General features: G+C 70.4%; 25 protein-coding genes. 13 read left to right on the top strand and 12 right to left on the bottom strand.

Features of this window, described 5'->3' with window-relative positions:
- Window positions 1-13 precede the first annotated feature (13 nt).
- Window positions 14-805, bottom strand: coding sequence for a methyltransferase domain-containing protein (locus tag ACIHFB_RS13135; RefSeq protein WP_365279929.1), 792 nt, complete (start codon window positions 803-805; stop codon window positions 14-16).
- A gap of 204 nt (window positions 806-1,009) precedes the next feature.
- Here ACIHFB_RS13135 and ACIHFB_RS13140 point away from each other — a divergent pair, with 204 nt between their 5' ends.
- Window positions 1,010-2,371, top strand: coding sequence for an alpha-lytic protease prodomain-containing protein (locus ACIHFB_RS13140; RefSeq protein WP_365279932.1), 1,362 nt, complete (start codon window positions 1,010-1,012; stop codon window positions 2,369-2,371).
- 85 nt (window positions 2,372-2,456) lie between these two features.
- Here ACIHFB_RS13140 and ACIHFB_RS13145 read toward each other — a convergent pair whose 3' ends face one another.
- Genes ACIHFB_RS13145 through ACIHFB_RS13165 form a run of 5 tightly spaced genes read right to left on the bottom strand, consistent with a single transcriptional unit; the run spans window position 2,457 to window position 6,362 of the window.
- A complete protein-coding gene (locus ACIHFB_RS13145; protein ID WP_400126821.1) occupies window positions 2,457-3,536 on the bottom strand; it encodes a serine hydrolase domain-containing protein in 1,080 nt (359 codons plus the stop codon).
- Window positions 3,533-4,453 carry a DUF6895 family protein gene (locus ACIHFB_RS13150; protein WP_400126822.1) on the bottom strand — a complete coding sequence of 307 codons (921 nt, stop codon included), beginning with the start codon at window positions 4,451-4,453 and terminating at the stop codon, window positions 3,533-3,535. The genes ACIHFB_RS13145 and ACIHFB_RS13150 overlap by 4 nt, the downstream gene beginning before the upstream one ends.
- Window positions 4,450-5,445 carry a DUF6895 family protein gene (locus ACIHFB_RS13155; RefSeq protein ID WP_400126823.1) on the bottom strand — a complete coding sequence of 332 codons (996 nt, stop codon included), beginning with the start codon at window positions 5,443-5,445 and terminating at the stop codon, window positions 4,450-4,452. The genes ACIHFB_RS13150 and ACIHFB_RS13155 overlap by 4 nt, the downstream gene beginning before the upstream one ends.
- The gene (locus ACIHFB_RS13160) at window positions 5,442-6,152 is read right to left on the bottom strand and encodes a hypothetical protein (protein ID WP_365279943.1); all 711 of its coding nucleotides are present in this window, start codon (window positions 6,150-6,152) and stop codon (window positions 5,442-5,444) included. Before ACIHFB_RS13160 ends, ACIHFB_RS13155 begins: the two co-directional genes overlap by 4 nt.
- 21 nt (window positions 6,153-6,173) lie before the next feature.
- Complete coding sequence (locus tag ACIHFB_RS13165) at window positions 6,174-6,362, bottom strand: hypothetical protein (protein ID WP_365279945.1); 189 nt, start codon at window positions 6,360-6,362, stop codon at window positions 6,174-6,176.
- Window positions 6,363-6,673: 311 nt separating this feature from the next.
- Between ACIHFB_RS13165 and ACIHFB_RS13170 the strand changes: the two genes are divergently transcribed.
- From ACIHFB_RS13170 to ACIHFB_RS13190, 5 genes are read left to right on the top strand one after another with little or no spacing between them, the layout of a single operon-like run.
- A complete protein-coding gene (locus tag ACIHFB_RS13170) occupies window positions 6,674-7,762 on the top strand; it encodes a substrate-binding domain-containing protein (RefSeq protein ID WP_400126824.1) in 1,089 nt (362 codons plus the stop codon).
- Window positions 7,763-7,799: 37 nt separating this feature from the next.
- On the top strand, window positions 7,800-8,888 hold the full coding sequence (locus ACIHFB_RS13175; protein ID WP_400126825.1) for a mandelate racemase/muconate lactonizing enzyme family protein: 1,089 nt from the start codon (window positions 7,800-7,802) through the stop codon (window positions 8,886-8,888).
- Window positions 8,885-10,003 (top strand): ABC transporter permease, encoded by a 1,119-nt coding sequence (locus tag ACIHFB_RS13180; protein ID WP_400126826.1) that lies wholly within the window; start codon window positions 8,885-8,887, stop codon window positions 10,001-10,003. The genes ACIHFB_RS13175 and ACIHFB_RS13180 overlap by 4 nt, the downstream gene beginning before the upstream one ends.
- Window positions 10,000-11,076, top strand: a complete 1,077-nt coding sequence (locus ACIHFB_RS13185; RefSeq protein ID WP_400126827.1) for an ABC transporter permease — start codon at window positions 10,000-10,002, stop codon at window positions 11,074-11,076. Before ACIHFB_RS13180 ends, ACIHFB_RS13185 begins: the two co-directional genes overlap by 4 nt.
- Window positions 11,073-12,656 carry a sugar ABC transporter ATP-binding protein gene (locus ACIHFB_RS13190; RefSeq protein ID WP_400126828.1) on the top strand — a complete coding sequence of 528 codons (1,584 nt, stop codon included), beginning with the start codon at window positions 11,073-11,075 and terminating at the stop codon, window positions 12,654-12,656. Before ACIHFB_RS13185 ends, ACIHFB_RS13190 begins: the two co-directional genes overlap by 4 nt.
- A gap of 70 nt (window positions 12,657-12,726) precedes the next feature.
- Here ACIHFB_RS13190 and ACIHFB_RS13195 read toward each other — a convergent pair whose 3' ends face one another.
- Window positions 12,727-13,443, bottom strand: coding sequence for a GntR family transcriptional regulator (locus ACIHFB_RS13195; RefSeq protein ID WP_365279962.1), 717 nt, complete (start codon window positions 13,441-13,443; stop codon window positions 12,727-12,729).
- Window positions 13,444-13,685: 242 nt separating this feature from the next.
- On the opposite strand from ACIHFB_RS13195, the gene ACIHFB_RS13200 reads away from it, so the two are divergent.
- A complete protein-coding gene (locus tag ACIHFB_RS13200; RefSeq protein WP_400126829.1) occupies window positions 13,686-15,476 on the top strand; it encodes an ABC transporter ATP-binding protein in 1,791 nt (596 codons plus the stop codon).
- Complete coding sequence (locus ACIHFB_RS13205) at window positions 15,473-17,212, top strand: ABC transporter ATP-binding protein (protein WP_400126830.1); 1,740 nt, start codon at window positions 15,473-15,475, stop codon at window positions 17,210-17,212. Before ACIHFB_RS13200 ends, ACIHFB_RS13205 begins: the two co-directional genes overlap by 4 nt.
- A gap of 42 nt (window positions 17,213-17,254) precedes the next feature.
- Here the strand turns inward: ACIHFB_RS13205 and ACIHFB_RS13210 are convergent, their stop codons facing one another.
- Genes ACIHFB_RS13210 through ACIHFB_RS13220 form a run of 3 tightly spaced genes read right to left on the bottom strand, consistent with a single transcriptional unit; the run spans window position 17,255 to window position 20,669 of the window.
- Window positions 17,255-18,523: a dihydrolipoamide acetyltransferase family protein gene (locus ACIHFB_RS13210; RefSeq protein WP_400126831.1), complete on the bottom strand. Its 1,269-nt coding sequence runs from the start codon at window positions 18,521-18,523 to the stop codon at window positions 17,255-17,257.
- Window positions 18,524-18,540: 17 nt separating this feature from the next.
- Window positions 18,541-19,509, bottom strand: coding sequence for an alpha-ketoacid dehydrogenase subunit beta (locus ACIHFB_RS13215; protein WP_400126832.1), 969 nt, complete (start codon window positions 19,507-19,509; stop codon window positions 18,541-18,543).
- Entirely contained in the window at window positions 19,506-20,669 is a 1,164-nt protein-coding gene (locus ACIHFB_RS13220; protein WP_365279975.1) for a thiamine pyrophosphate-dependent dehydrogenase E1 component subunit alpha, read from the bottom strand. Before ACIHFB_RS13220 ends, ACIHFB_RS13215 begins: the two co-directional genes overlap by 4 nt.
- A gap of 190 nt (window positions 20,670-20,859) precedes the next feature.
- Between ACIHFB_RS13220 and ACIHFB_RS13225 the strand changes: the two genes are divergently transcribed.
- The 3 genes from ACIHFB_RS13225 (at window position 20,860) to ACIHFB_RS13235 (ending at window position 22,707) form a co-directional block, all read left to right on the top strand.
- Window positions 20,860-21,309 carry an Lrp/AsnC family transcriptional regulator gene (locus tag ACIHFB_RS13225; RefSeq protein WP_365279978.1) on the top strand — a complete coding sequence of 150 codons (450 nt, stop codon included), beginning with the start codon at window positions 20,860-20,862 and terminating at the stop codon, window positions 21,307-21,309.
- Window positions 21,310-21,439: 130 nt separating this feature from the next.
- Window positions 21,440-22,249, top strand: a complete 810-nt coding sequence (locus ACIHFB_RS13230) for a class II aldolase/adducin family protein (RefSeq protein WP_400126833.1) — start codon at window positions 21,440-21,442, stop codon at window positions 22,247-22,249.
- A gap of 50 nt (window positions 22,250-22,299) precedes the next feature.
- Entirely contained in the window at window positions 22,300-22,707 is a 408-nt protein-coding gene (locus ACIHFB_RS13235) for a Rid family hydrolase (protein ID WP_365279984.1), read from the top strand.
- Window positions 22,708-22,778: 71 nt separating this feature from the next.
- Here ACIHFB_RS13235 and ACIHFB_RS13240 read toward each other — a convergent pair whose 3' ends face one another.
- Entirely contained in the window at window positions 22,779-23,534 is a 756-nt protein-coding gene (locus ACIHFB_RS13240) for an SDR family oxidoreductase (protein ID WP_400126834.1), read from the bottom strand.
- Window positions 23,535-23,549: 15 nt separating this feature from the next.
- Entirely contained in the window at window positions 23,550-25,028 is a 1,479-nt protein-coding gene (locus tag ACIHFB_RS13245) for an FAD-dependent monooxygenase (RefSeq protein ID WP_400126835.1), read from the bottom strand.
- A 94-nt stretch (window positions 25,029-25,122) separates the two neighbouring features.
- Between ACIHFB_RS13245 and ACIHFB_RS13250 the strand changes: the two genes are divergently transcribed.
- Window positions 25,123-25,734, top strand: a complete 612-nt coding sequence (locus ACIHFB_RS13250) for a TetR/AcrR family transcriptional regulator C-terminal domain-containing protein (RefSeq protein WP_365279991.1) — start codon at window positions 25,123-25,125, stop codon at window positions 25,732-25,734.
- 75 nt (window positions 25,735-25,809) lie between these two features.
- Window positions 25,810-26,400: a cupin domain-containing protein gene (locus ACIHFB_RS13255; protein WP_365279993.1), complete on the top strand. Its 591-nt coding sequence runs from the start codon at window positions 25,810-25,812 to the stop codon at window positions 26,398-26,400.
- Window positions 26,401-26,406: the final 6 nt, after the last annotated feature.

Consider the following 26,406-nt stretch of genomic DNA (forward strand, 5'->3'; position numbering starts at 1 on the left):
GCCGCCCGGGCTGTCAGGCGCGTCGGCCGACGGCGACGAAGGTGGCGCCGAAGAAGCGGCGCCCGCTCGTGTCGCTCTCAGCCTGCCGGAAGGCGTCGTCCCAGCGGGCGATGTCGTCCGGGGTGGCCAATCCCTCGCCGGCGAGGGCGTCGCGGGCGGCCCAGGCGGGACCGCGCATGCCGGGCGGGGGCGCGATGACGTTGATGTGGCCCTCGAAGGCGACGACTTCCAGGCCGGCCGCGGTGAGCAGTTCGTCGAGCCGGATGCCGACGGTCAGGTCGTTGCCCCGGCGTCGGTGCAGTTCGCGGTACCGCTCGTCCATCTCCTCGTACTCGGGAGGGGCTCCCCGCAGGCGAAAAGTGCTCGCGTCGATGTCGGCCAGGTACACCGCTCCGCCGGGCTTGACCAGCGTGGCGAGGTGGTCGACGATCGCCTGCTCCCGGCCGCCGTTGTGGGCCAGCACATGGCGGAGCATCACCAGGTCGAAGGTGCCCTCGGCGAGTCCGGTGGCATCGGCGGATCCGATGCCGGTGTGCATCGGTACGCCGGAGCGTGCGGCGAGCGCCGAGGCCACGGCCAGCGCGTCGCCGTCCCGGTCGACCGCCCATACGGCGCCGTCCGGGGCCGCCATGCCCGCCAACCGCACCCCGATCGCGCCGGGCCCGCATCCCACGTCGGCGATCCGCGCGCCGGGAACCGCTCCGGCGTCCACCCACAGGTCGCGTTCCCACCGCTCGGCGGCATCGGCCATGAGCCGGTAGCGCTCGATCTCCGAGTCGCTGAGCGTCAGTGAATAGTCGGCCACTTGGGTCCTTCCTCTCGTCGGTCACAGCATGGCGTGCCCGGCGGTGCACAGGTCCGCAACCCGGCTTCCCTCCGCCTGGCGCACTTGGCACCACTCAACGTCCCCCAAAGCGCGAAAAGACGAAGTTTTCGACATGAACGCGTGTCTTTCCGTCAAGTACTTGACTTTGTCGATTCTCACCCGTACTCGCTGGAGGTACATCGCATGGTCGGCAGACATGCCGCGGCCCGTCGCCGCGTCGCCCTGACCGCTCTCGGCACCCTCGTGCTCGCCGGAATCACCCCGGCCGCGGCGGCCGATCCACCCAAGCCGGTGCCCGGGTCCACCGCCGCACAGACGCTCGGTGCCGACAGACCATCGGCCGCGCTGCTGCGTGCCATGCAGCGTGACCTCAGGCTGACGCCGGGTCAGGCGGCCGAGCGGCTGGTCAACGAGGCGGAGGCGGGCACCCGCGCGGGTCGCCTCCGTAACGCCCTCGGCCAGCGCTTCGCCGGGGCCTGGGTGCAGGGGAAGACCTCCGCCGAGCTCACCGTCGCGACCACTGATGCCGCCGACGCGCCCACCATCCAGGCCCAGGGCGCGAAGGCCGCGGTCGTCAAACGGCCGTTGAGCGAGCTCCAGACCGCCAAGGAGAAGCTGGACGTGGCCGCCGCCCGCGTCAAGACGCGCGACACGCCGGTCTGGTACGTCGACGTACCGGCGAACCGGGTCGTCGTCCAGGCGACCACGCAGTCGGCCGCCACCGCCTTCATCAAGGCAGCAGGCGTCAAGGACGTGGGCGTCCGGGTGTCGGCGGAACGGCCGCGGGTGCTCGACGACCTCGTCGGCGGCGACGCCTACTACATCGACAGCTCCGCCCGTTGCTCCATCGGGTTCTCCATCACCAAGGACCAGAAGCAGGGCTTCGCCAGTGCGGGCCACTGCGGCAGCGCGGGCGACACGACCGCCGGCTACAACATGGCCGACCAGGGCTCGTTCCAGGCCTCCACGTTCCCCGGCAAGGACATGTCCTGGGTCAGCGTCAACAGCGAGTGGACCGCCACGCCCGACGTCAAGGGGGAGGGTGGTCAGAAGGTGCAGATCACCGGCTCGGTCCAGGCACTCGTCGGGGCGTCGATCTGCCGCTCCGGCTCCACCACCGGCTGGCACTGCGGCACCATCGAGCAGCACAACACTAGTGTCAGCTACTCCCAGGGCACCGTCGACGGGGTGACCCAGACCACGGTGTGCGCCGAGCCGGGTGACTCCGGCGGCTCGTACGTCTCCGGCGCCCAGGCACAGGGCGTGACCTCCGGCGGCTCGGGTGACTGCACGGACGGCGGTACCACCTTCTACCAGCCGATCAACCCGATCCTCAGCGACTTCGGCCTCGTTCTGAAGACCGCGGCGGCCCAGTCCGAGACTCCCCAGGACAACGGGGCGACGAGCGTATGGAGCGCGGGCCGGGTCTACGAGGCCGGCGCCACGGTGACCCACTCCGGTGTGCGCTACCAGTGCCTTCAGACCCACCAGGCGCAGGGTGCGTGGCAGCCGGGCGCCACTCCGGCCCTGTGGCAGCGGTTGTAGGAGTCGTACGGCTCCACCGGTGCGGTGCGGGGGCGCGGCTCCCGCACCGGCCGCTCACCCGTTTCCGCTGCTCCTGACCTTTGCGCTATTGCTCCGCGAGAAGCGCGTACGCGGTGGCGACGAAGGCGTCGCGGGCGCGGAATCGGCGGGTGCACAGGGCGACCAGGGCCGTGCCCGTGTCGGGCCTGAAGCCCAGGAAGGCCTGCTGGCCGAGGGTCGCCCCGCTGTGGAAGTACATCGGCCCGTCGTCCGTGGGATGCCGGAACCACGCCATCGTGTGCACGTGCCGGTGTCCCAGGCCGCGTCGGAGCACGGGCGTGCGCACCGCCCGCAGCGCGTCGGCCAGCGGGGACCCGGCCGGGTCGAGATGGGCTTCGAGGAACGTCAGCAGGTCGTGCGGGGTGGCGCGGACGGCACCCGCCGCCTGGAAGCCGCCGGCGTCGAAGGCGAGGGTCCGCGTACGGCCGTCCTTGCCATGGCCGGTGGCGTCCGTCTTCGGGTCCTCCGCGCGCAGGGCCGTACCGTCCAGGCCGAGCGGACGCAGCACGTGGGTGCCGAGCAACTCCTCCCAGGGTGTGCCCGTCGCCGCGGCGACCGCGTGGCCGAGCACGGCGACGCCGAAGTTGGAGTACTCCCACCGGGTGCCGGGCCGGTGCCGGATGCGCCGGCGCAGAAAGGCGTCGGTCACCCGTTCGGCCGGATAGCGGCCGTAGGGGTTGGTGTGCCAGGCGGGCAGCGCCCGTGCGTAGAAGTCGGCCGGCAGGGCGGGCAGTCCGGCGGTGTGCGTGATGAGGTGGGCGAGCGTCACCGGGGCCGGGTCGGTCCGCCGGGCCGGGTCCAGACAGGCGGCGGCCGGTTCGCCGCCGGTCAGCAGGCCGCGCTGGATGAGCTGGGCCAGCAGCAGACCGGTGAACGTCTTGGAGGCCGACCCGATCTCGTAGCGCAGGTCCTCCCGGGGGACCGGCGGGGGCGGGGCCGTGCCACCGCAGTACAGGGTGCGCTGACCGGACCGGGAGACGGCGAAGACGGTGTCGGGCGCGTCGACGGCGGCTACGGCGCTCTCCAGCCGCTCCCGCAGCGCGTCGTCGCTGCCCGGTGGGGCGCCCGTGGGGGCAGGGGCCAGATCATCGGCGGCGCCCGGCCAGGGCGTGGGTCCCCCGGTCATGAGGTGGCGTGCGCCAACTGGGTGAGGGCGCGTGAGGTGGCCAGCACCGAGGCGAAGGCGGCCACCAGCGTCGGGTGGTAGACCATGTCGAACACCTCGTCCGGCTCGCCCTCCGGCATGGTTGCGAAGGCGGGCATGGCACCGTCGGGCTGCTGCGCGGCGGCGAAGCCCGCCCAGGCCCGTTCGTCCAGGGTCGGGCGGGGCAGACAGGCGTCGACGACGAGGAGTTCGCCGAGCAGGTCCCAGCGCTTGAGGTCCAGCCAGTCGTCGATCCAGACAGGCAGCCAGGTGGCGAGGTAGTCGGCGATGTCCGGCGGCAGGGCCTCGGGGTGCTCTCCCCAGTCGGTGAGGTGGAACACCGCGTGGGTGATGTCGTAGGCGATGTGCCCGCTCACCGTCCACGGCTCGGGCGTGCGGGCCAGCCAGGTCGATCCGACGAGGTCCGCCTCGGGCGGGCGGGACGGGAGGCCGAAGCGGCGCTGGAACGCGGAGAGTCCGAGGCGTCGGGTCGGGTTCAGCTCCAGGGCCGCCCAGCTGCTCAGACGGTGGTAGAGGACGGTGGCCCGCTCCACCTCGGGCTCGCTGTACCCCAGTTCCTTGTACGGGAGGTACACCTCGAAGGGGATGGGTGACAGCGGTTCGATGCGCTGGCCGCGTACCAGCATGCGGCCGCCGTCCAGTGTGTGCCGCCAGGTGTGGTCCACCAACCGGCGTGCCAGGTCGGCCTGTTGTGAGCCGGCCACCCCTTCGCGGAACAGCACCCGGCAGATCGAGGCCAGTTCGCCGACCGGTTTGAACCGGTCCAGGAATCCCACTTCCGGGTCGGCGTCGGGCTCCAGGCGGAATCCGTCGCGATGGGCCCACAGCCACTCCAGGGCGCGGACGCCGACGGTGTGCATCAGCCGGGTGTCGGTCATCCGGGCACTCCTTGTTCCCCGTAGCGGTTCTGGAGGCCGCCTGTGTGCGGTCCGCGATCGTCCCTGCCGCCCTCGTCGGTCAGGCACTTGAGGGTCTGTGCCGCCGCGAAGGCGGCCATCAGCGTGGAGTGGTAGCAGCGGAGGAAGTCCGGCTCCGGATCCACTCCCGCCTCGCCCTGGTGTGCCTGGCCCGGGAGCGCACCGGAGTCGTGCTGCGCCCGTGCGATCCGGGTCCAGGCGTCCTGAAGGGTCGCAAGGTCGGGCGGGCACGGCAGGCTCCCGGACACGACCAGCAGCTCGCAGCTCAGGTCCCACATCCCCGCGTCCAGGCAGGTGTCGAGCCAGGCGGGCAGCCAGTGGGCGAGGTAGTCGGCCAGGTCCCCGGGGACGCCCTCGGGGAGGCGGCCCCAGTCGGTGAGGTGGAAGACGACGTGGGTGAGCGCGTACCCCGAGGAGCGCTCGAACGTCCAGGGTTCCGGCAGGCCGCCCAGCCAGGTGCGCCGCAGCACCTGTGTGTCCTCTTCGGGTCGATGGATCCCGCTGCGCCGCTCGGCTCTCAGGACGCCGAGCCGGCGGGTCGGATCCTGCTCGGTGAGCCGCCAGCCCCGGGTGCGGGCCGTCGTCGCCGCTGCGGCCTCGTACCCGGAGTGCCGCAGCCCTGCCGAGGCGAAGACGGAGTAGACCTCCAGGGGGTACGTCGCGAAGGGCTCCAGCCGCTGGAGCCGGAGGAACAGCTCGCCCCGGCCGGTCTGCTGCCAGGCGAACCGCAACAGATCCGACGCGCACCCGTGCAGGGGGTCCGACGGCGGGGTGTGCGACCGTACGCTCGCGCAGGTCTGGGCCAGCTCGCCGAGCGGTTTCCAGGTGACGTCCACCTGGCCGTCGACGGTGAGCGCGTCCTCGCCCAACGCGAAATCGCCGCGGTGTCCGGACAGCCAGGCGAACGCCCCGGCTGCCACCTCGCGGATCTCCCTGACGCCCACGGCGGTCATACGAGGGCTCCGGCCGCCCGCATGACCCGTGCCGCCTGCACTTGGAGGGCCACCCGGGGGTCGCTGCCGCCCATCAGGTCCACGAAGTCCAGTCCCGCCTCGAGGCCGAGTGTGTCCGGTACCCCGTCGAGCAGGGTCAGCCAGCGTCCTGCCCCGGCCGCCTGCTGCCAGTCCCGGCGTCGCACCGCGCGTACGAAGCCGCGGGCCACGTCGACCGGGCGGTGCCGGGCCACGCGGGCCACCGCGCAGTCCTCACCGGGCAGCGCGAGGGGGGCCAGGACCGCTAGTTGGTGTGTCAGAACCTGCCAGCTCGCCACGTCGAGCCAGCCGGTGTCGGGTTCCGTGGACGGGTCCCGGGCGGGTGAGTCGTTCAGCGGCATGTCGAGCCGCCGTAGCGTGCAACTCATGGCCCAGTGGGTCCACTTGACGGTGGGGGCCGCGTCGGGGCGGGGCGGGAAGGCCGCCACCGTCTCCTGGAACGCGGTGAGGGTCTCGGGGGCGGGCGGGGTGCGGAAGAGGACGTGCGGCAACAGCAGGTCCGCTCCCAACACACGTACGGCCGCGAGCGCGAGACTTCCCCCATGGCCGTCTGCTGCTCCGGTGCCGGACACTCGGACGTGGTCCCCGCCACGAAGGGCGGAGACCACATCCGACGCAACGTCCTGCACCGCGCCCTGCAAGAGAGGCGTAGCGCCTGACTGCTTCATTCAGCTGCTCCCGTCGGTCCCTCAGCCCTTCTTGGGGCGAGGGGTCGGCGGGGACAGCAGCAGCTGGGTGTCCGCGGAGAGCAGCGCAAGCGCGGCGCACTCTCGGCTGTCGCGGAATACACCGTCGGCCTCGGCGGGGTCGAGTGCCGCCTCGATCTCGATACTCCGGACGTCCGTCATGTCCTCGAACGCCTTGTCAGTGGAAGGCATATCACCATCTCCTCTGGGGTCACCCCCTCCACAACTCAGATCACCACAGAGTCACAAAGCGCGCATCTTTTCCCAGAGGAGTGGATAGGTAACTTTTTCAACATTTTCGAACGTCGGCCAGAGGGTTCAATGACACCAGGACCGGCACCGCCCTGCCGCGTCCCCCTCCTCAACTCCGCCGCAAATCCTATGTGATCCGTCGTCGGCACAATGAACAGCCAATCGCTGCACGAGTCTTGACGTGGCAATCAGCCCTCCCCCAGCATCACGGGCAAACAGAAATCCTATTTGATTCAAGTGGGGCGAGCACCATGACCCGTCGTAGATCAGTGCTGTCGGCCACCGTCACCCTCATCCTCCTCGCCACCTCGACCGCCGCCTGCACGATCAAGAACTCGGGCGACACGGACTCGGCGGGTGCCGCTTCCGCGCGGGCCGGCAGCGGGTCGGCCGAGCTGGCGGACGGCTCCGGGACCAAGGTGGCGCTGGTGCCCGGAGGGGCCCATCCCTACTTCCAGCCGTGGAAGCAGACCGGCGCGGAGGCGAAGAAGACCCTCGGCCTCGGCGACGTCACCTTCGACGAGACCGCCGAATGGGACCAGCAGAAGCAGAACGACCTGCTCTCGACCCTGGCCGCCCGCGGCTACAACGCGTTCGGCATCTTCGGTGTGTCCCCGACCGACATCAACACCACCTTCGCCGACCTCAAGTCCCAGGGCTTCGCGGTGGCCTCGCTCGCCTCCTGCCCCGCCGGCGGAACCAACGAGGCCGACTTCTGTCTGTCCACGGACGTCGAACTCGCCGCCTACAAGGCCGCGCAGGCCGCCATCGAGGCGATGGGCGGCAAGGGCGCCCTCGTCCACCTCACGGGCAACAACGTCGACGCCAACACCCAGTTGAGGATGAAGGGCGTGAAGAAGGCGGTGCAGGAGACCGGCGGCAAGGTCACCCTGCTCCAGACCATCACCGACATCGACAAGGACCTCCAGACCGCGCAGAAGGCGGTCTCCGACCTTCTCGCCGCCAAGGGCACACAGATCCAGGGCATCGTCTCCACCGCCTACAACCCGGCGGTCGCCGCCGCCGAGGCCGTACGCGAGTCCGGTTCGAAGGCCAAGGTCGTGGCCATCGACGACGACGCCAAGATCCTCGGTTCCATCAAGAACGGCTCGGTCACCGCCACGGTCGTGCAGAACCCCGTCGGCCAGGCGGAGATCGGAACCTGGGCCCTCGCCCTGCTCCAGACCGAGCAGTGCACGATGGCGAAGCCCGGACAGATCGTCGACTCCGGTTCCTTCGTCGTCACGAAGGCGAACGTCGCCGACTACGACAGCGCACGGCAGGCCAAGACCGCCGAGTTGAAGAAGCAGTTCGCCGACGAGTACCTCTCCTGCGGCTGAACCCCGGGCCACGAACGAAAGAAAGCCGCCACACCACATGAGCATCATCACCGACGCCACTGCCCTGCTGGCCGACATCGCGGTCGAGACGGACCGCACCGACGCGGTGCAGTCGTTCGTCAAGCAGGAGACGATCGTCGTCCGCCTGACCACGGCGGACGGCCTGGAAGGAACCGGCTACTCGTACACGATCGGCACCGGCGGAACCTCCGTACTGGCTCTGCTGCGCGACCACCTCCTGCCGCTCCTCGCCGGGAAGGACGCACGCAACGTGGAAGCGCTCTGGCAGGAGTTGTTCGGGCTGACCCGCGCGACGACCACCGGTGCCATCACCTCGCTCGCACTCGCCGCGGTCGACACCGCCCTGTGGGACCTGCGCTGCAAGCGGTCCGGCGAGCCCCTGTGGCGGCTCGCCGGCGGTCACCGCCAGCACGTCCCGGTGTACGACACCGAGGGCGGCTGGCTCCACCTCGGCACCGAGGACCTCGTCAAGGCGGCCCTCAGGGCGAAGGACGCGCAGTGGGCCGGAGTCAAGATCAAGGTGGGCAAGCCGCACATCGCCGAGGACGTGGAGCGGCTGCGCGCGGTACGCCAGGCCGTCGGACCGGCCCTGCACATCATGACGGACGCCAACCAGTCGCAGTCGCTGTCCCGCGCCGTGCAACTGGCGGCCGCACTGGAGCCGTTCGGCCCGTACTGGCTCGAAGAGCCCCTGCCCGCCGACGACATCAGCGGCCACGCGACACTCGCCCGCTCGACCAGCATCCCGATCGCGGTCGGTGAGTCGATGTACTCGCCGATGCAGTTCCGCACCTACCTGGAGACCGGCGCGGCGTCCGTGGTGCAGGTCGACGTCGCCCGCGTCGGCGGCATCACCCCGTGGCTCAAGGTCGCGCACCTGGCGGAGACCTTCAACGTGATGGTCTGCCCCCACTTCCTGATGGAACTGCACGTCAGCCTGGTCGCGGCGGTCAGCAACGGCGCGTACGTGGAGTACATCCCGCAGCTGCGCGCCGTGACCCGCACCGAGCTGACCGTCCGGGACGGCCTGGCCGTGGCGCCCGACGAACCGGGCATCGGCATCGACTGGGACATGGACGCCCTCGACGACCGGAGGGTGTCATGAAGACGCCGGAAGGTGTCGCCAGGACGCCGGAGGATGTCACCGAGGCGGCCGGCACCGAGCCCGGCAGCGGGTCGGACCGCCCCACCGAGGGAGCGCGCCCCGACCACCGGCTGCCGTTCTGGGTCAACCAGCGGCTCGGGCTCCTTGTACTCGTCATCGCACTCAGCGCCTTCTTCGGCATCCTGCGGCCGGCGTTCTTCGACGAGCGGCTGGTGCTCTTCCCGCTGCTGAGAGACATCTCGACACTGACCGTCGTGGCCCTCGCGCAGATGGTGGTGCTCTCCGTCGGGCACATGAACCTCGCCGTCGGACGCATGGCCGCCTTCGGCGCCTTCTTCGCCGGATTCGGCTACGACCGGCTCGGACTGCCGCTCCCGGCAGGGCTGTTGGTGTGTCTCGTCGGCGGCTGCCTCATCGGGGCGCTCACCGGATGGATCATCGCCCGCACGGGCGTGAGCTCCTTCGTCGTGACGCTCGCGATGGACTTCGCCCTGCTGGGTCTGGTCTCCCTCCTGTACTCGGCCCTCACCGAGAACGCCGCGTTCACCACCCGGCCCGACGGGCTCGCGGAGCTGCGGTCCTACTCGCTCGCCGACATCTGCGTCGGGCCCGTCTGCGGTTCCCCGGCCATACCGCAGCTGGCCCAGTTCACCGTGCTGGCCCTCGTCGGTCTCGGCTTCCTCTACACCCGTACCCGCATGGGACGCGAACTGCTGCTCACCGGTGCGAACCCGGCCGCCGCCGAGCTGTCCGGCATCCCGACGGGCCGCCGGATCGTCCTGGCGCACGCCCTGTCCGGGCTGCTGGCCGCACTCGCCGGGTTCATGGCCGCCGTCGGCACGGGGACGTTCAGCGCCTCCATCGGCGACGACTTCATGCTGCCCTCGTTCCTCGGGGCGGTCCTCGGCGGGACCCTGCTCACCGGCGGCGTGGTCTCCGTCATCGGCGCCCTGCTCGGCACCTCCCTCGTCGGCGTGATCCGCAAAGGCCTCGATCTGCTCGGCGTCGGCCTCGAAAGCCTCAACATCTATCTCGGCTGCGTCCTGCTGCTGGCCCTGTCCGCGGACCGGGTACGCACCGTCGTGTCCTATCGCAAGGTGGTGCGCTCCACATGACCACGCTCCACGACCGGGGAGCCGCCGCCCTGCCCGCGCTGCGGCGCTTCTCCCGCTCCACGACGATGACCCTGCTGTGCGTGGTCCTCGCGGGCTATGTGGCGCTGGGGATCTCGTCGTCCGGCTCCTTCTTCGAAGGACCGTCCCTGCGTACCTTCCTCCAGTACCTCGCCACGCCGATCCTCATCGGACTGGCCCAGATGGTGGCCCTGTGCGTCGGGCAGCTCAACCTCGCCGTCGGTGCCCTGGGCGGATTCAGCGCCTGTCTGATGGGTGTGCTGATGGCCGACCACGGGGTGCCCGCCGGTCCCGCCGTGCTGATCGGTGTGCTGGCCGCCACCCTGATCGGTCTGGTGACGGGCGTCTTCATCGTCGCCACGCGCATCAACGGCTTCATCGTCACGCTCGGCACCATGACGATCCTGCTCGGGGCGCAGTACCGGCTGTCCGGGACGCGCACCATCGACGGGTACTCCCCCACACTGCGCGACCTCGGCCGCGCGGCACCGCTGAACATCCCGCTCGTCTTCGTCACCGCGCTCGTCGCGGCGGCCCTGCTGGCGGCGTTCATGTACCGCACCGTCGCCGGACGTCGGCTGCTCGCCGCCGGTGGCAACCCCCTCGCGGCCAGGCTGTCGGGCATCTCCACCGACCGTCAGATCGTGCTCGCGCACACCCTGTCGGGACTGCTCATCGGCATCGCCGCGCTGACCGCCACGGCCTCGCTGCCCGGCGTCAACCGCAGCGTCGGCGGGGACTGGCTGCTGCCCAGCTTCGCGGCCCCCATCATCGGCGGCGTCGCCCTGACCGGCGGCTCGGTGGCCGTGTTCGGAACGGTGCTCGCCGCGTTCGTGATGCGCCTGATCGACACCGCCCGGGCCCAGTTCTCGCTCGACCCGAGCTGGGTCAACTTCCTCATCGGCCTGGTCGTCCTCGGCACGGTCGTCGGCGGCCGTATCCATCAGACCCATCTCGACAAGCGGGGCAGGGCGCCGGGACGCACACCGCCCGTGCCGCCGGAGAGCGACGCACAGCCGGCCGGCGCGCTGCCGACCACGGGAGGCACACGATGAGCGAGGTCCTGCCTCAGGACGTTCCGCCGGAAGACGTTCTGCTGGAATGCGATGACATCGTCAAGGTCTTCCCCGGTGTACGGGCCCTCGACGGCGTGGGCCTGCGGCTGACCGCCGGTTCCGTGCACGCGCTGCTCGGCGAGAACGGCGCGGGCAAGTCGACGCTGATCAAGGTGCTCACCGGCGTGCACACCCCTGACGGCGGCAGGCTGATGCGGCGCGGCGAGGAAATCCACCTGCGGTCCCCGCTGGAGGCCGCCCGGGCCGGGATCGGCGTCGTCCACCAGGAGCGCAACCTGATACCCGGCTTCTCCGTCGCCGAGAACATCACGCTGCAGAGCCCGCCCTCGCGACGCGGTCTGGTCGACCGGGAGGCGATGACCGCCCCCGCCAGACGCTGCCTCGCCGAGCTCGGCCTGGACATCGACCCGCACCGGCCGGTACGGGAACTGTCGGTCGCCCAGCAGCAGTTGGTGGAGATCGCCAAGGCGCTCTACACCGAGAGCCGGGTGCTCCTGCTCGACGAGCCCACCGCCTCCCTCTCCCCCCAGGAGGCCGAGCGCCTCTTCGATGTCGTACGGCGGCTCGCGGAACGCGGCACCTGTGTCGTGTTCGTCAGCCACAAGCTGGAGGAGGTCTTCGCCGTCTGCGACACCGTCACCGTGTTGCGCGACGGCCGCTCCGTGCTCGAGTCGGCCCCGCTCGCCGACCACACCCAGGACGACGTGGTCACGCTCATGGTCGGCCGCGCCCACGCGGTGACGGACATGACCCCGCGCACCGTGGACGCCTCCGCGGCCCCGGCACTCGCCCTCACCGGGGTCTCCACGGCCGCGGGCCACCAGGACATCTCGCTCAGCGTGCGCCCCGGGGAGATCGTCGGCCTCTACGGACTGGTCGGCGCCGGCCGCAGCGAACTGGTCAAGGCCGTCCTCGGCCTCGACCGCGTCACCGGCGGTGAGATCCGCGTGTACGGCGAGGCCGCGAGGATCGGTTCGCCGCGCGAGGCTCTCCACAAGTACGGCATCGGGTATCTGACCGAGAACCGCAAGGAGGAAGGCGTCTTCCTGGAGCAGCCCATCGTCCGGAACATCACGGTCACGGTGTGGAGGAAGCTCGCCCGGGCACTGGGATACGTCTCGTCGCGCGAGGAGCGGGGTGTCTCGGAGGATCTCGTCGAGCGCCTCGGCATCCGGGTCTCCGGCATCGACCAGAACGCCGGTGAACTCTCCGGCGGGAACCAGCAGAAGGTGAGCCTGGCGAAGTGGCTCGCGGCCGACACCCGCCTGCTCGTCGTCGACGAACCGACCGTCGGCGTGGACGTGCGCACCAAGCACGCCTTTCACGAGCTGATCTGGGAGCTGGCCCGCGGTGGTCTGCCCATCCTGCTGATCAGCAGCGACCTGGCGGAGATGATCACGCTCGCCGACCGGGTCGTCGTCATGGCCGATCACCGCATCCGCGGAGAGGTGGCCAACGACCACGACTACGACCGGATCAGCGGGAAGATCATCCGCATCATCCACGACCGTGCCGTCTCGGTCGTGCCCCCTGTCTCCACGGAGAGTGCCGGCGCATGAGGCGCGTCGCGGCGCTGCCACATCGCCGACGATCCGGCCACATGGAGTAGGCCTTCTTCATGAAGTAGGTCTACAGAGGTTCGAACCGGTCGAGCTGGCGCTCCAGGCTGCGCGTGAGGTGCTCCGCCATCGCCTCGGCCGCGCTCTCGGCCTTGCGGCGGAGTATCGCGCGGACCACCCGCTCGTGCTCCGCCAGGGTCGGATCGTCCTCACTCCGGAGGCTCCTGAGCCGGAACACATGCAGATGCGCGTGGAGCCGCTCCACCGCGTCGGCGAGCAGGGGGCGGTGGGCGGCCTCCGCCACCGCGTCGTGGAAACGCTGGTCCAGAGCGGCGAAGTCACGGTAGGCCGCGTAGGTCCCGGCGGGACCGGGATGGGCCTGCATGGCCTCCAGGATCGCCTCGATGGCGTCGAGTTGGGACTCGTCGGCATGGCGGGCGGCGAGCGCCGCGGCCCGTGGCTCCAGAAGCAGCCGCATCTCGAACAGCTCCTCCACGCCCTGCCGGGTCAGCAACTCGGTCGCCCGGTACCCCGACAGAGAGCGCTTGACGACGAGCCCGTCGGCCTCCAGCCGGGCCAGGGCCTCGCGCACGGGGGTCGGTGAGACATTGAGCGTGCGTGCCAGGGCCTCGATGCCGACCCGGGCGCCCGGAGCGATCTCATGGTCCATGACCATGGCCTTGATGCCCTCGTAGACACTGTCGGACAACACCTGCCGGACCGGCGCCCCGGAGACGCCGCTCACGCCGGCCGCAGCGTCGGAGACGGACGAGTCGTGTGCCGGCATCCGGGTCTCCTCAGTGCTCGGGGCGCTACCGCTTTCAGCAGTTTACCGAGGTGGGACGGCCGAACGGGGAGAGCCGGCGCGAACTGCTCGGGCGGGACGGAAGGTTCGTAGGACTGCCGACCGCGCCAACTGGTTAGCCTTGCCTTACTTCTAGTGCTTGACTGCCACCGCCCCATACGCCCACGTCATCTCACCTCGCTTCGCCCTGCGCCCACCACACACGCCGGAGAGGCCCAACCCCCGTGACCCCACGCATGCGTTCCGCCGACCCGCGCACCGGAGACGACGCCGCCCACGATCTCGCCGAGCTCCAGGCCCCGGTGCTCGGCCGGGTCACCGCCGCCGCGGCCCTCCAGGCGCTCGCCGCGGCGCTGTCGGTCGCGCCGATGGTGGCCGTCGTGGAGATCGGCCGACGGCTCCTCGACGGCCGGGACGACCATCTGTGGGCCATCGCCTGGACCGCCGTGGCCCTGCTGGCCGTACGCCTCGTGCTCTATCTGCTCGCCGGCACCCTCAGCCATCTCGCCGACGCGGAACTCGCCCTGGGCCTGCGGCTCAGACTGGCGGACCATCTCGCGGTGCTGCCGCTCGGCTGGTTCGCCGGCGGTGTCTCGGCGAAGGTGAAGACGACCGTCCAGGACGACGTGGGCGCGCTGCACCATGCCGTCGCGCACGCTCGCGGCGACCTCGCCGCCGCCGTGGCCGGTCCCCTGGTCATCGGCGCCTACCTGCTGTGGGCCGACTGGCGTCTGGCCCTGCTCACCTTCGCGGTGATCGCGGCGGCCCAGAGCGTGCGGATGCGGATGGCGGCCCGCTCGGCGGAGCCGGTGCAGCGGATCGCCGCCGCACAGCTCGAACTGACCGCGGCGTCCATCGAGTTGGTACGCGGCATCAGTGTGACCAAGGCGTTCGGCGGCGGTGACACACCGCACCGCTTCCGTGCGGCGGCCGCCGCCTACGCGGACGTGAACGACGAGGCACAGCGCCTCTTCGTCCGCCAGCGCAGCCTCACCCGCGCCACCGTGGCCCCGGCGACGATCCTGCTGCTGATCACCGGCTGCGGGATCGGCCTGGTCGCGCTCGGTTGGACGGACCCGGTCGACATCCTGGCGTTCACCCTGCTCGGCCTCGGCCTGTTCGAACAGATCACCCCCATCTACGCGGCCCGCTTCCTGAGCCGAACCGCCCGGGCCGCCGCACACCGCATCGCCGGCCTGCTGCGCGAACCGGCCCAGGAGTTCACCCGGCACCCGGCCGCCCTGCCACCCCGCGAGCCGGGCACTCCCCCGGTCCTGGAACTGGACGGTGTCCGCTTCGGATACCCGTCGCAGGACCAGGCTCCTGACCGCGAGGTGCTGCACGGCCTGGACGCCGTCTTCACCCCCGGCACGGTCACGGCACTGGTCGGGCCCTCGGGCGCGGGCAAGTCCACGCTGGGCATGCTGCTCGCCCGCTTCTACGACGTCACGGGCGGGGCGATCCGCCTCGACGGCGTCAACATACGGGAGTTGGACCGGGCCGAGCTGTACCGGCACATCGGTTTCCTCTTCCAGGACGTGGTGCTGCTGCGCCGTTCGGTACGCGAGAACATCGCGCTCTCCCAGCCCGACGCGGGCGAGGAGACCGTACGCGCCGCGGCGAAGGCGGCAGCCGTCCACGACCGGATCTCCGCAACTCCACGCGGCTACGACTCGGTCGTCGGCGAGGACGCGCGGCTCTCCGGCGGCGAGGCCCAGCGCGTCAGCATCGCGCGGACGCTGCTCGCGGACACGCCGATCGTGGTGCTCGACGAGGCGACCGCGTTCGCGGACCCCGAGTCCGAGGCCGCCGTGCAGGACGCGCTCGCCGAACTCGCGGGCGGCCGCACCCTGTTGGTCATCGCGCACCGGCTGCGGACCATCGCCGCGGCCGACCAGATCCTGGTCCTCGACGAAGGCCGGATCATCGAACGCGGGCGGCACGAGGACCTGCTCGCCGCCGACGGACGCTACGCGCGCATGTGGCGCGCCCAACACGGAAGCAGCGCCGCATGATCACTCCGCTTCTGCGGATCGTCGGCGGCGCGGGGCGCCCGCTGCTGGTCCGCTTCCTGCTCTCGACCGCCCTGTACGCGATCAGCGAGGGCGCCGCCTTCGGCCTGCTGGTGCCGCTGCTGACCGCGCTGCTGAACGGCCGTACCGGCGAGGCCGGCTGGTGGCTGCTGCCGCTCGCGGGCGCGGTCGTCGTCGGCTGGTTCGCCCACTACGACAAGGAACTGCGCGCCCTGTGGCTGGCCTCCGCCTGGCGCCGCGCCCTGTACGAGCGGATCGGCGCCCACGTGGTCCGGCTGCCGCTCGGCTGGTTCGACGGGACCCGCACCGCGCGGCTGGAGCGTCTGCTCGGCCAGGACGTCAACACCGTCACGAGCGTCGTGCATCTGGCGCAGACGCTGCTCGGCGCCGTCCTCACACCCGCCACCATCGTCGTCTTCCTGCTCTGCTACGACTGGCGCGTGGCCGTCGCCGTGCTGGTCACCGTCCCGGTGGTGCTGCTGGTGTTCACGCTGGCCGGACGGCTCACCGACCGCACCGAGGCGGAGCACGACAGGGCCGCCGGAGAAGCGAGCGCGCGGCTGGTGGAGTTCGCCGGCGCGCAGCCCGTACTGCGTGCCAACGGCCGTGCCACCAGCGGTCACCGGCAGCTGGGCGAAGCCCTGCGGAGCCAGCACCGCGCGGCCCGCCGTCAGGTGATGGGGGCGCTGCCGGGCCTGCATCTCGGCCAGCTCGCCATCCAACTCGCCTTCACGGCCGTCCTCGTCGTCGGCCTGCTGCTGGCCACCGGCAACGAGGTCACCCCGGCCCGCATCACCGCGCTGCTGGTGCTCGGCGTGCACTTCCTCCAGCCGCTCGCCGTCATCGCCGCGGCGGCGTCCGCCCTGCGTGTCACCCGTGCGGCGGTGGACCGTATCGACGCACTGCTCGGCACCGCGCCCCTGCCGGAGCCCGCCCGTCCGCACTCCGTCGCCGGGCTCGAGGCGTCCGTCGAGCTCGACCGTGTCCGTTTCGGTTACGCCGGCTCCGCGACCCCGGTCCTCGACGGCCTCGACCTGATCGTTCCCGCCGGTTCCACCACGGCCCTGGTCGGGCCCTCGGGCGCGGGCAAGACCACTGTCACCCAGCTCATCGCCCGCTTCGCCGACGTCGACGCGGGCGCCGTACGGCTCGGCGGCGTGGATGTCCGCGAGCTGGCCGGAAACGACGTGATGAACCTGGTGTCCCTGGTCTTCCAGGACGTACACCTCATCGACGGCACCATCGAGGAGAACATCCGCCTCGGCCGTCCGGACGCCTCCGACGCCGAGGTCCGCGAGGCGGTGCGGCGGGCCCGGGTCGACATCATCGCCGACCGGTTGCCCGACGGTCTGGCGAGCCGCGTCGGTGAGGGCGGCTCGCTGCTCTCCGGTGGCGAGCGGCAGCGTGTCGCCATCGCACGCACGCTGCTGAAGGACACCCCGATCGTGCTGCTCGACGAGGCGACCTCCGCCCTGGACGCCGAGAACGAGGCCGCCGTCCACGAGGCCCTGCGGGAACTGGGCGCCGGCCGAACCCTGTTGGTGATCGCCCACCGTCTGTCCACCATCGCCGCCGCCGACCGCATCGCCGTCCTGGACGCCGGCCGAATCGTCGAGCAGGGCCGGCACGCCGAACTCCTCGACGCCGACGGCCGCTACGCCTCCCTGTGGCGCGACTACGAACGCGCCCGGGGGTGGCGCCTGACGAATCGCCGGTGAGACGACTCGAGCGGGCGGTTCGCCGTCACGACCCGTGCCGCCTCAGAGCATCGCCAGTCCGGGATCGTGCAGGACGGCGGCCAGGTCGGCCAGCAGCCGGGAGCCCTGCTGGCCGTCGACGAGCCGATGGTCGAAGGACAGTGCCAGCTGGGTGACCCACCGGGGCTCGATCGTCTCGGTCCCCGACGTGTCGGTCACGACCCAGGGGGTGCGGCGGATGGCGCCCATGGCGAGGATGGCCGCCTCACCCGGGTTCAGGATCGGCGTTCCGGTGTCCACACCGAACACGCCGACGTTCGTGATCGTGATGGTGCCGGCCGTCATCGACTGGGGCGTTGTCCTGCCGTCGCGGGCCGTGGCGGTGAGCGCGGCAAGTGCTTCGGCGAGTTCACGCAGCGACATCTGGTCGGCGTGCTTGATGTTGGGGACGATGAGCCCTCGCCCGGTCGCGGCGGCGATGCCCAGGTTGACGTAGTGCTTCAGCACGATCTCCTGCGCCGACTCGTCCCAACTGGCGTTCGCCTCAGGCGTGTTGCGCAAGGCCAGCAGGAGCGCCCGGGCCACGAACAGCAGCGGCGTGACGCGCAGATCACGGAACTCGCGGCGGGCGGCCACCGTGTCACGGAGCCGCATGGTCGCCGTGACGTCGACCGTAATGAACTCGGTGACGTGGGGTGCTGTGAACGCGGAAGCGACCATGGCGGCCGCGGTGTGCTTGCGGACACCGCGAATCGGGATACGGGTCTCGGCCGCGACCTGAGGGGTCCCGGGCTTCGGAGGTTCCGCCGCCACGAGTTCGGCCTCCGCTGCCCGGCGCACATCGTCGCGGGTGACGGTGCCCACAGGGCCTGTGGGTGTGACGGTGGTGATGTCGACACCCAGGTCCTTGGCGAGTTTGCGGACGGGGGGCTTGGCCGCCGTCCGCTCCGTCGCCGGAGCTGTCGGCTGGTCCGTGGGCGGCGACGGTGCGGCCCCGGGCCGACGGCGTCTGCGGCGACCGCCGCCCTCCTGCGGGCCGTACCCCACCAGCAGCGCCTCCCCGTCGGGCACCGTCGGAGTGTCGCTGACGTCACTGAGGATGGTGATGAGGGGCTTGCCCACGGGCAGGGTCTCCCCTTCCTGCGCATGCAGTGTCCCGACAACACCCGTGTACGGCGAGGGGAGTTCGACTGCGGCCTTGGCGGTTTCCACCTCGACGAGGACCTGGTTGATCTCCACGGAGTCGCCCACCCGCACTGCCCACTGGAGGATTTCGGCCTCCGTGAGGCCCTCGCCGACGTCGGGCAGCAGGAAAACTTGCTCTGTTGACACGGTGACCCGCTCCTCCTCTAGTAACTCATGCTGCGGTCGAGGGCATCGAGGATCCGGTCGACCCCTGGAAGCCAGTCCGACTCGATACGGCTCGGCGGGTACGGGGTGTCGTATCCGGTGATCCGGAGAACCGGCGCTTCGAGGAAGTGGAACTCCTCCTGCTGGATCCGCGCGGCCAGCTCCGCCCCGAACCCGTGGGACAGGGACGCCTCATGGGTGACCAGGGCGCGGCCGGTGCGGTGGACGGATTCCCGTACGGTGTCCAGGTCCAGCGGCGACAGGCTGCGCAGGTCGACGACCTCGACGCTGCGGCCTTCTTCGGCGGCGACATCGGCCGCTTCGAGGGCTGCCGGGACCATGGGACCGTAGGCGATGAGTGTGGCGTCGGTGCCGGCCCGCAGTACACGGGCGCGGGAGAACGGTGCCGGCGGCCCGTCGGTGACCTCGCCCTTGGTCCAGTAGTGCCGCTTGGGTTCGAGGAAGATCACGGGATCGTCGTCGTCCACGGCCTGGCGGATCATGTCGTACGCGTCCTGCGGATTGGAGCAGGTGACGACCTTGAGCCCGGCGGTGTGGGCGAAGTAGGCCTCGGGCGATTCCGAGTGGTGCTCAATGGAGCCGATGCCGCCGCCGAACGGGATGCGGATGACGACGGGCAGGGTGATCACACCGCCCGAGCGGTGCCGGAGCTTGGCGAGCTGGCTGATGATCTGGTTGACGGCCGGGTAGACGAAGCCGTCGAACTGGATCTCGCACACCGGCCGGTAGCCGCGCATGGCGAGCCCGATCGCGGAACCGACGATGCCTGCCTCACCGAGAGGGGTGTCGATGACTCTCAGGGATCCGAACTCCTTCTGCAAGCCGTCGGTGACCCGGAACACCCCGCCCAGCCGTCCGATGTCCTCGCCCATCAGCAGGACTCTGGGATCGTCCGCCAGGGCTTTGCGCAGCCCGTTGTTGAGGGCCTTGACCATGGAGATGTTCATCGAGTGGCTCCGATCTCCGGGCCGGCGGCGAGGTACTCCGAGTGCTCGGCCAGTTGGCGCCTGAGCTCGGCCGGCATGTCGGTGTAGGTGTGCTCGAAGGACGAGGCGTGGTCCGGCGCGGGCAGTGCCCGGCAGCCGGCCCTCAGGTGCTCGGCCAGTTCTTGTTCCTGTCGCTCGATGTCGGCGAAGTACTCCTCGCCGACAGCGCCGTTGTCGCCGACATCACCGACCTCGCCGCTCGCGATGAGATGAAGCCGCAGCCGCTCCAGCGGATCCTTCGCCGCCCACTCGTCGGTCTCGGCGGACGGGCGGTAACGGGTGGCGTCGTCGGCGGTGGTGTGCGCGTTGATCCGGTAGGTCACCGCCTCGATCAGGGTCGGTCCGCCGCCGGACCGGGCACGGGTCAGCGCTTCACGGGTCGCCGCGAGACAGGCCAGGACGTCATTGCCGTCGACGGACACGCCGGGGAAGCCGAAGCCCTTCGCGCGCTGAGCGACGGGGACACGGCTCTGCACGCTGTAGGGAGCGGAGATGGCCCACTGGTTGTTCTGGCAGAAGAACACCACGGGGAGGTTCTGGACCGCGGCCCAGAGGAACGCCTCGTTGGTCTCGCCCTCGCTCAGGGCCCCGTCACCGAGGAAGACCAGCACCGCGGTGTCGCGCGTGCCGTCTCCGGAGCCGATCGCGTCGTCCCGCACCAGGCCCATGGCGTAGCCCACCGCATGCAGGGTCTGTGCGCCGATGACCAGGGTGTAGAGGCCGAAGCGACGCTCGTACGGGTTCCAGCCGCCCAGCGTCGAACCGCGGAAGAGGCCGAGGAGCGACACCGGATCGAGCCCGCGGCACCAGGCCACACCGTGCTCACGGTAGGTGGGGAACACCATGTCCTGCTCGGCCAGCGCGTGCGCCGCACCGACCTGCGCCGCCTCCTGACCGCGCAGTGAGGGCCACAGACCCAGTTCCCCCTGACGCTGGAGCGCGATCGCCTCGGTATCAAGGCGGCGGACCAGCGCCATGTCCCGATAGAGGGCCAACAGGTCGATCTCAGGAGGGAGTTCGAGCCTGCTGTGGGGCTCAAGCACGCCCGCGGGCGAGAGGAACTGGACCGGTCCGTCTGCGGGTTCGGCGTCCGCGGTCGACTTGGATTGCTTGCGTGGCATCGCGGCTCTCGTTTCGGCTGCGCCGGTCGGGGCGCCGGCGGATGACTGTCATGGGCCCCGTGGACGACCACAGTCGACAGCGCGCCGCTCATGGTGCAATTAACCTGCTGAGATCTTGCGATGCGCGCAAACTTCATGAAGTTCGATCAGGGTTCCGCGCAAAAAAACTGCTCCCGAGCGAGGTGTGTCCATGTCGGGTACCGAGCACGTCGACAGCGTCGACAGCATGATCATCGACCTGCTGGTGCAGGACGGCCGACGGGCGGTCACGGAGATCGCGGAGCATGTCAGCCTGTCCCCCTCCGCGGTGAAGCGGCGCATCGACCGCCTCGAACGGATCGGGGTGATCGCGGGCTACACCGTGGTCCTGGACCACGGCAAGCTCGGGTCCAGCTTCGAGGCCTTCGTCGAGCTGAGGTTCGCGGGGGACGTCAAGGTCGAGATGATCACCATGGCGGCCACCAGCGTCACCGAGGTCTTGGAGGTCTTCACGGTGGCCGGGGATCCCGACGCGCTGGTCCGGGTCCGGGTGTCCGGCGTCCAGCATCTGCGGGACGTCATCGACCGACTGCGCCGAGCTGGGCCGGTAATCGGGACGAAGACCCTGATGGTGCTGGGTGCATGGAGGCGGGACGGCTGAGCTCGGAGCACGACGACCCGTCGCAATTTGCCCAGGGGGCACATCAAGTTGCCTCCTGGGTTGACTTCCCTGGTTCGCCGGGCGCACGCTGAAGGAGGCCCAGCAGCACCGAACAGGGAGGCATGAGCACATGTCCGTGTCGACTGAGAGCGCCGGCGCAGAGGATGTGGACGACATCGGCGAGCTCGACATACCGCAGCTGGCAGACGTGAAGGGGTCGGTCGAGTCCGAGCGCCGGCACCGCAAGGAACAGCTCGCGATCGCCTTCCGGGTCTTCGCACGGTACGGATTCGACGAAGGCATCGCAGGACACATCACGGCACGCGACCCGGAGTTCCCCGACCGGTTCTGGGTCAACCCGTACGCCGTGCACTTCTCGAAGATCCGGGTGAGCGATCTGCTGCTCATCGACGAGCAGGGGCAGGTGATCGAGGGTGATCGGCGCACCAACAAGGCCGCCTTCTGGATCCACTCCTCCATTCACCACGCGCGCCCCGACGTGGTCGCCGTCGCGCACGCCCATACGATCCACGGCCGGGCCTTCGCCTCGCTGAACAAGCTGCTCGACCCGATCGTCCAGGAATCCTGCGCCTTCGCCGGGGACCATGTGCTCTTCGACGAGTACAAGGGTCTGGTCCTGGAGAAGGCGGAGGGCGAGCGCATCGCCGACCGGCTGGGAGACAGCAGGGCGGCGATCCTGCGCCATCACGGGTTGCTCACCGTGGGCCGGTCCGTCGAGGAGGCGGCGTGGTGGTTCATCACGATGGACCGGGCCTGCCAGATGCAGCTGCTGGCCGACGCGGCGGGCCGGCCGCGGGTCATGAGCGACGAGGAAGTGACGCTGGCTCACCGGCAGTTCAGCAACGCCAACATGGCCCGGCACAACTTCAACCTGCTCGCCGGACTCGTGGTGGACGAGGAGCCCGACGTCCTCGGGTGACGGAGGCACCGAGACCTGTGCGCCGACCCCGAAACGAGAGCGGAGACGCAATGTCAGTTCAACGAGTCAACCCGGACACGGTCGCGCCCCCGGTCCAGGGCCTCTACACCCACGCGGCGATCGGCACGGGCAGCCGCTTCATCGCGATCGCCGGGCAGATCGCGCTCGACGCCGACGGTCACCTCGTCGGACCGGGAGACCATGAAGCACAGGCCGAACAGGCCTTTCGCAACTTCAGGGCCGCCCTGGAAGCCGCGGGCGCCACCGCGGGCGATCTGATCAAGAACACGATTCATGTCGTCGGCCACAGACCCGAGTTGATCGGTCCCATCTTCGCCGCGGGTCAACGCGCCTTCGACGGCACATGGCCGGTGTCAGCCAGCACCTTCCTCGGTGTGCAGACGCTCGGCATGCCCGAGTGGCTCATCGAGGTCGACGGGTTCGCGGTACTGGCCTGAGGCCCGTCCTGGTGCCGATGCTCCAGAACAGGGGCGCGGGGGGCTGTGCAAGCGCCCCGCGCCCCGCGGCGTCAGAAACCGCGCCGTGCCCCGCCGTCCACCGACAGCATCACCCCGGTGACATAGGAAGCCACCGGCGACAGCATGAACGCGCCGACGCGTCCGAACTCCTGCGGCGCCCCGTACCGCCGTAGCGGAATCCCGGACTCGTTGGCGGCTCGCCTGGCCTCGGGATCGGGGGACAGTCCGTCCAGCTCGCGCATGCGGTCCGTACCGATCCGCCCCGGCAGCAGGCCGAACACGCGGACTCCGCGCGGGCCCAGCTCGTCCGCGAGCGACTTGGCGAACCCGGCGAGTCCGGGCCGCAGTCCGTTGGAGATGACCATCCCGGGGGTCGGCTCGTGCGCCGTGATGGACAGGACGAACCCGATGGAGCCCCCCTCGCCGAGTTCCGCGGCCGCCGCCCGGGCGAGCCGTACCGCGCCCAGGAACACCGACTCGAAGGCCGCCTGCCACTGCTCGTCGGTGTTGTCGGCGACGTTGCCCGCGGGCGGTCCGCCGACGCTGACGAGGATGCCGTCGAAGCCGCCGAACAACTCCCGTGCGGTGGCGATCAGTTGCTCCGGTGCCTGTGCGTCGGAGTTGTCCACGGCGACTCCGGCAGCGTTCGGCCCCAGCTCGGCCGCCGCCTCGACGGCGCGCTTCCCGTCGCGGCCCGTGACGACCACCTTGGCCCCGTCCGCGACCAGCTCGCGCGCGACGGCGTAACCCAGCCCGCGCGTGCCACCGGTGAGGACGTACACCCTGTCCTTCAGTCCGAGATCCATGAACCCGATCCCTTCCTAACGGCCGAGCGCGGTGGCGACGCCTGCGTCCACGTAGGCCGCCAGCTTGGTGTCGTCCTGCTCCGTCCAGGCCAGGGCGACATGCCCGTCGGGCCGGATCAGTGCGGCGCGTACGTCCTCCCAGGCGTCCCGTGTCCGGTCGGGCGCCGCTCCGTGCACGGTGATCCGCTCCTGGGCGCGGCCCGCGAGCGCACCGTCGGCGGTGAGATCGAGCAGGACGTACGAGTCCGCCCGCAGCGCGCCGAACAGGGTGCCCTCCGAGCCGGTGAGGGTGAGGTCGGGGGCGCGGGTGCCGGTCACCGGGTGGGCCGTCGGGTCAGTGCTCGGGTAGGCGACGTCGAGCGCGGTGAGGCGGCCGGCCAGTACGTCGCTGAACTCCCGTGACTGGGGGACCATCCGGCTGAGCAGATCACGCAGGGCGAGCCCCTCGGGTGTGAAGGCGTGGAACAGATAGGTCTGTGCGCGGCTGTGCTCCATCAACTGCTCGCCGATCGGATAGCGGTCGGTGTGGTAGGTGTCCAACAACCCGTCCGAGGCCCAGCCGTTGATCGTCGCGGCCAGCTTCCAGCCCAGGTTGAAGGCGTCCTGGAAGCCGACGTTCATGCCCACGCCGCCGGTGGGGTAGTGCTGGTGGGCCGCGTCGCCCGCGAGTACGACGCGTCCGCGCCGGTAGTGGGTGGCCAGCCGGGTGGCGTTGCCGAAGCGGGAGAGCCACGACGGGTCGTGCATGCCGAAGTCGTCACCGGCGATGTCGATGACCTTCTGCCGCAGTTCGTCCATCGTGAGGTCGCCGGGCCACTCGGTGGTCGCCCCGTCGGCGCTGGTGCCGGCGATGCGCCACTGGTTGTCCGGCAGCGGGATGATCATCAGCCCGCCGCGCTCGTTGAAACGGTTGAAACCGGGCGGGGGCGGGTTGTCGAAGAGGACATCGCCGAGCCAGCCCAGGTAGGTGGAGGGCGTGCCGGGGAAGCCGATGCCTGCGGCCTCGCGCACGGTGCTCTTGGTGCCGTCACAGCCGGCGATGTACTCGGCCTGGATCTCGTACGGTCCTTCCGGCCCCTCCACCCACACGGTCACCGAGTCCGCGTGCTCGGTGAAGCCGGTGACGCGGTGCCCGCGCCGGACGGTGGCGCCGAGCCCGAGGGCGTACTCCTCGAAGAGCGCCTCGGTGCGGGCCTGGGGGATGAACAGGGTGTACGGGAACGAGGTGTCCATGACGGAGAAGTCGAGCCGGTTGGACAGGTTGGCGAAGTGACCCGTGGAGATCTTCAGGCTCTCGTCGAGGAACCGCTGGTGGATCCCGCGTGAGGCCAGCACCTCGACGCCGCGCGGGTGCACGGTGAGCGCCTTGGAGCGCTGGTCGATCTCGGTGCGTACTTCCAGGACGGTGACGGAGATGCCGTTCAGCCGCAGTTCGGCGGCGAGCCAGAGCCCGACGGGACCGCCTCCGGCGATGACGACCTGTTGTGTCTCCATACGATCACCCTTTCTTGGTCAGCGACCAGGTATGCATTGCCGCAACAGCCCTAGGTCAGTGACCAAGGGGTTGTCTTTGCAGTAAACTAGGTCGGTGACCAATAAGCAACAGGGCGACCGGCTGGACCCGGCCACGGTGATCCGTACGGCGCTGACCCTCCTGGACGAAAAGGGCCTGGACGCGGTGTCCACGAGAGCGGTCGCCGACCGCCTCGGTGTACGGATCAACACCGTGCAGTGGCATGTGAAGACCAAGGCCCGGATGCTGGAGCTCATGGCGGACGCCGTGCTGGGCGAAATCCCGCTGACCGACCTGCCGTCCGCCCCCGAGGAGCGCGCCCGCGAGCTGACCCGCCGCTACCGCCGCGCCCTGCTGTCCCATCGCGACGGCGCCGCACTGGTGGTGGGCACCTTCGCCGCCGAGCCGCACACCCTGCGCTTCGCGGAGAGCCTGGTCGAGGCGCTGCTGAAGTGCGGCCCCGGTGACCGCGAGGCCGCATGGACGGCGTGGGCGGTCATCTACTTCACCCTGGGCCTGACTCAGGAGGAGCAGGCGGTCGACCAGCGCCCGCTGGGCGACATCCTGGCGGGCGCGATCTCCGAGGCGGCCCATCCCTCCCTCCACCGGGTGGCCGGACATCTCGCGCCGACGTCTTTCGACGAGCGGTTCGAATCCGGGGTGGCCGCGATCCTTGCCGGGCGGTGAGGGGGAGGCGGGTCACGTTCCGGTATTCGCCAACTCGGCAACGTGCTTTGCCTGTGAGGCGTGTATCTTACCGCCATGGCGCACGAGGACGACGTGGACACCTGGGTAGGTCATCGACTGAAGGACCTGCGCAGCGAACGCGGCATCACGCTGGTGACGTTGTCCGAGCAGACCGGCATCTCCGTCACACACCTCTCCCGTCTGGAGAAGGGGCACCGGCAGCCGTCCATCGGCAGCCTCCTCCAGATCGCCCGGGTGTACGGGATCTCGGTGAGTGAGCTGATCCAGGAGCAGGAGCAGGAGGACTTCCACCTCGTACGAGCCGGCGATGCGGTCGAGCACCCCGGGCAGGACGGGCACTACACCGTCCTGAGCGGCCCCGGTTCGACGATCGCGGTCATCCGTGTGGAGGTCGAGCCCGGAAAGTCGACCAAGGACGCCAAGCACGCGGGCGAGGAGTGGCTGCACGTGGTGTCGGGCGACGTGCTCTTCCGTCTGGCCGGCAAGGACATCACCCTGGGCTCCGGCGACTCCCTTCACTTCGACTCGTCGAAGGTGCACCGGCTGACCAACAAGGGCGAGAAGCCCGCCACCGTGCTGGTCGCGTCGACTGCCGCGACGATGCCGATGCACCACCCGGTTCCGTCGCAGAAGCCCCGGCGCTGACCTTCG

The organism is Streptomyces sp. NPDC051963 (assembly GCF_044593495.1).
GTDB lineage: Bacteria > Actinomycetota > Actinomycetes > Streptomycetales > Streptomycetaceae > Streptomyces.

Coding starts and splice junctions, on each gene's coding strand:
- ACIHFB_RS13150 (WP_400126822.1), bottom strand. CDS start 4,453: ATGACCGACACCCGGCTGATGCACACCGTCGGCGTCCGCGCCCTGGAG.
- ACIHFB_RS13215 (WP_400126832.1), bottom strand. CDS start 19,509: ATGAACATCTCCATGGTCAAGGCCCTCAACAACGGGCTGCGCAAAGCC.
- ACIHFB_RS13230 (WP_400126833.1), top strand. CDS start 21,440: ATGTCCGTGTCGACTGAGAGCGCCGGCGCAGAGGATGTGGACGACATC.
- ACIHFB_RS13185 (WP_400126827.1), top strand. CDS start 10,000: ATGACCACGCTCCACGACCGGGGAGCCGCCGCCCTGCCCGCGCTGCGG.
- ACIHFB_RS13145 (WP_400126821.1), bottom strand. CDS start 3,536: ATGACCGGGGGACCCACGCCCTGGCCGGGCGCCGCCGATGATCTGGCC.
- ACIHFB_RS13220 (WP_365279975.1), bottom strand. CDS start 20,669: ATGCCACGCAAGCAATCCAAGTCGACCGCGGACGCCGAACCCGCAGAC.
- ACIHFB_RS13180 (WP_400126826.1), top strand. CDS start 8,885: ATGAAGACGCCGGAAGGTGTCGCCAGGACGCCGGAGGATGTCACCGAG.
- ACIHFB_RS13155 (WP_400126823.1), bottom strand. CDS start 5,445: ATGACCGCCGTGGGCGTCAGGGAGATCCGCGAGGTGGCAGCCGGGGCG.
- ACIHFB_RS13195 (WP_365279962.1), bottom strand. CDS start 13,443: ATGCCGGCACACGACTCGTCCGTCTCCGACGCTGCGGCCGGCGTGAGC.
- ACIHFB_RS13175 (WP_400126825.1), top strand. CDS start 7,800: ATGAGCATCATCACCGACGCCACTGCCCTGCTGGCCGACATCGCGGTC.
- ACIHFB_RS13190 (WP_400126828.1), top strand. CDS start 11,073: ATGAGCGAGGTCCTGCCTCAGGACGTTCCGCCGGAAGACGTTCTGCTG.
- ACIHFB_RS13225 (WP_365279978.1), top strand. CDS start 20,860: ATGTCGGGTACCGAGCACGTCGACAGCGTCGACAGCATGATCATCGAC.
- ACIHFB_RS13170 (WP_400126824.1), top strand. CDS start 6,674: ATGACCCGTCGTAGATCAGTGCTGTCGGCCACCGTCACCCTCATCCTC.
- ACIHFB_RS13255 (WP_365279993.1), top strand. CDS start 25,810: ATGGCGCACGAGGACGACGTGGACACCTGGGTAGGTCATCGACTGAAG.
- ACIHFB_RS13140 (WP_365279932.1), top strand. CDS start 1,010: ATGGTCGGCAGACATGCCGCGGCCCGTCGCCGCGTCGCCCTGACCGCT.
- ACIHFB_RS13205 (WP_400126830.1), top strand. CDS start 15,473: ATGATCACTCCGCTTCTGCGGATCGTCGGCGGCGCGGGGCGCCCGCTG.
- ACIHFB_RS13245 (WP_400126835.1), bottom strand. CDS start 25,028: ATGGAGACACAACAGGTCGTCATCGCCGGAGGCGGTCCCGTCGGGCTC.
- ACIHFB_RS13160 (WP_365279943.1), bottom strand. CDS start 6,152: ATGAAGCAGTCAGGCGCTACGCCTCTCTTGCAGGGCGCGGTGCAGGAC.
- ACIHFB_RS13235 (WP_365279984.1), top strand. CDS start 22,300: ATGTCAGTTCAACGAGTCAACCCGGACACGGTCGCGCCCCCGGTCCAG.
- ACIHFB_RS13240 (WP_400126834.1), bottom strand. CDS start 23,534: ATGGATCTCGGACTGAAGGACAGGGTGTACGTCCTCACCGGTGGCACG.
- ACIHFB_RS13165 (WP_365279945.1), bottom strand. CDS start 6,362: ATGCCTTCCACTGACAAGGCGTTCGAGGACATGACGGACGTCCGGAGT.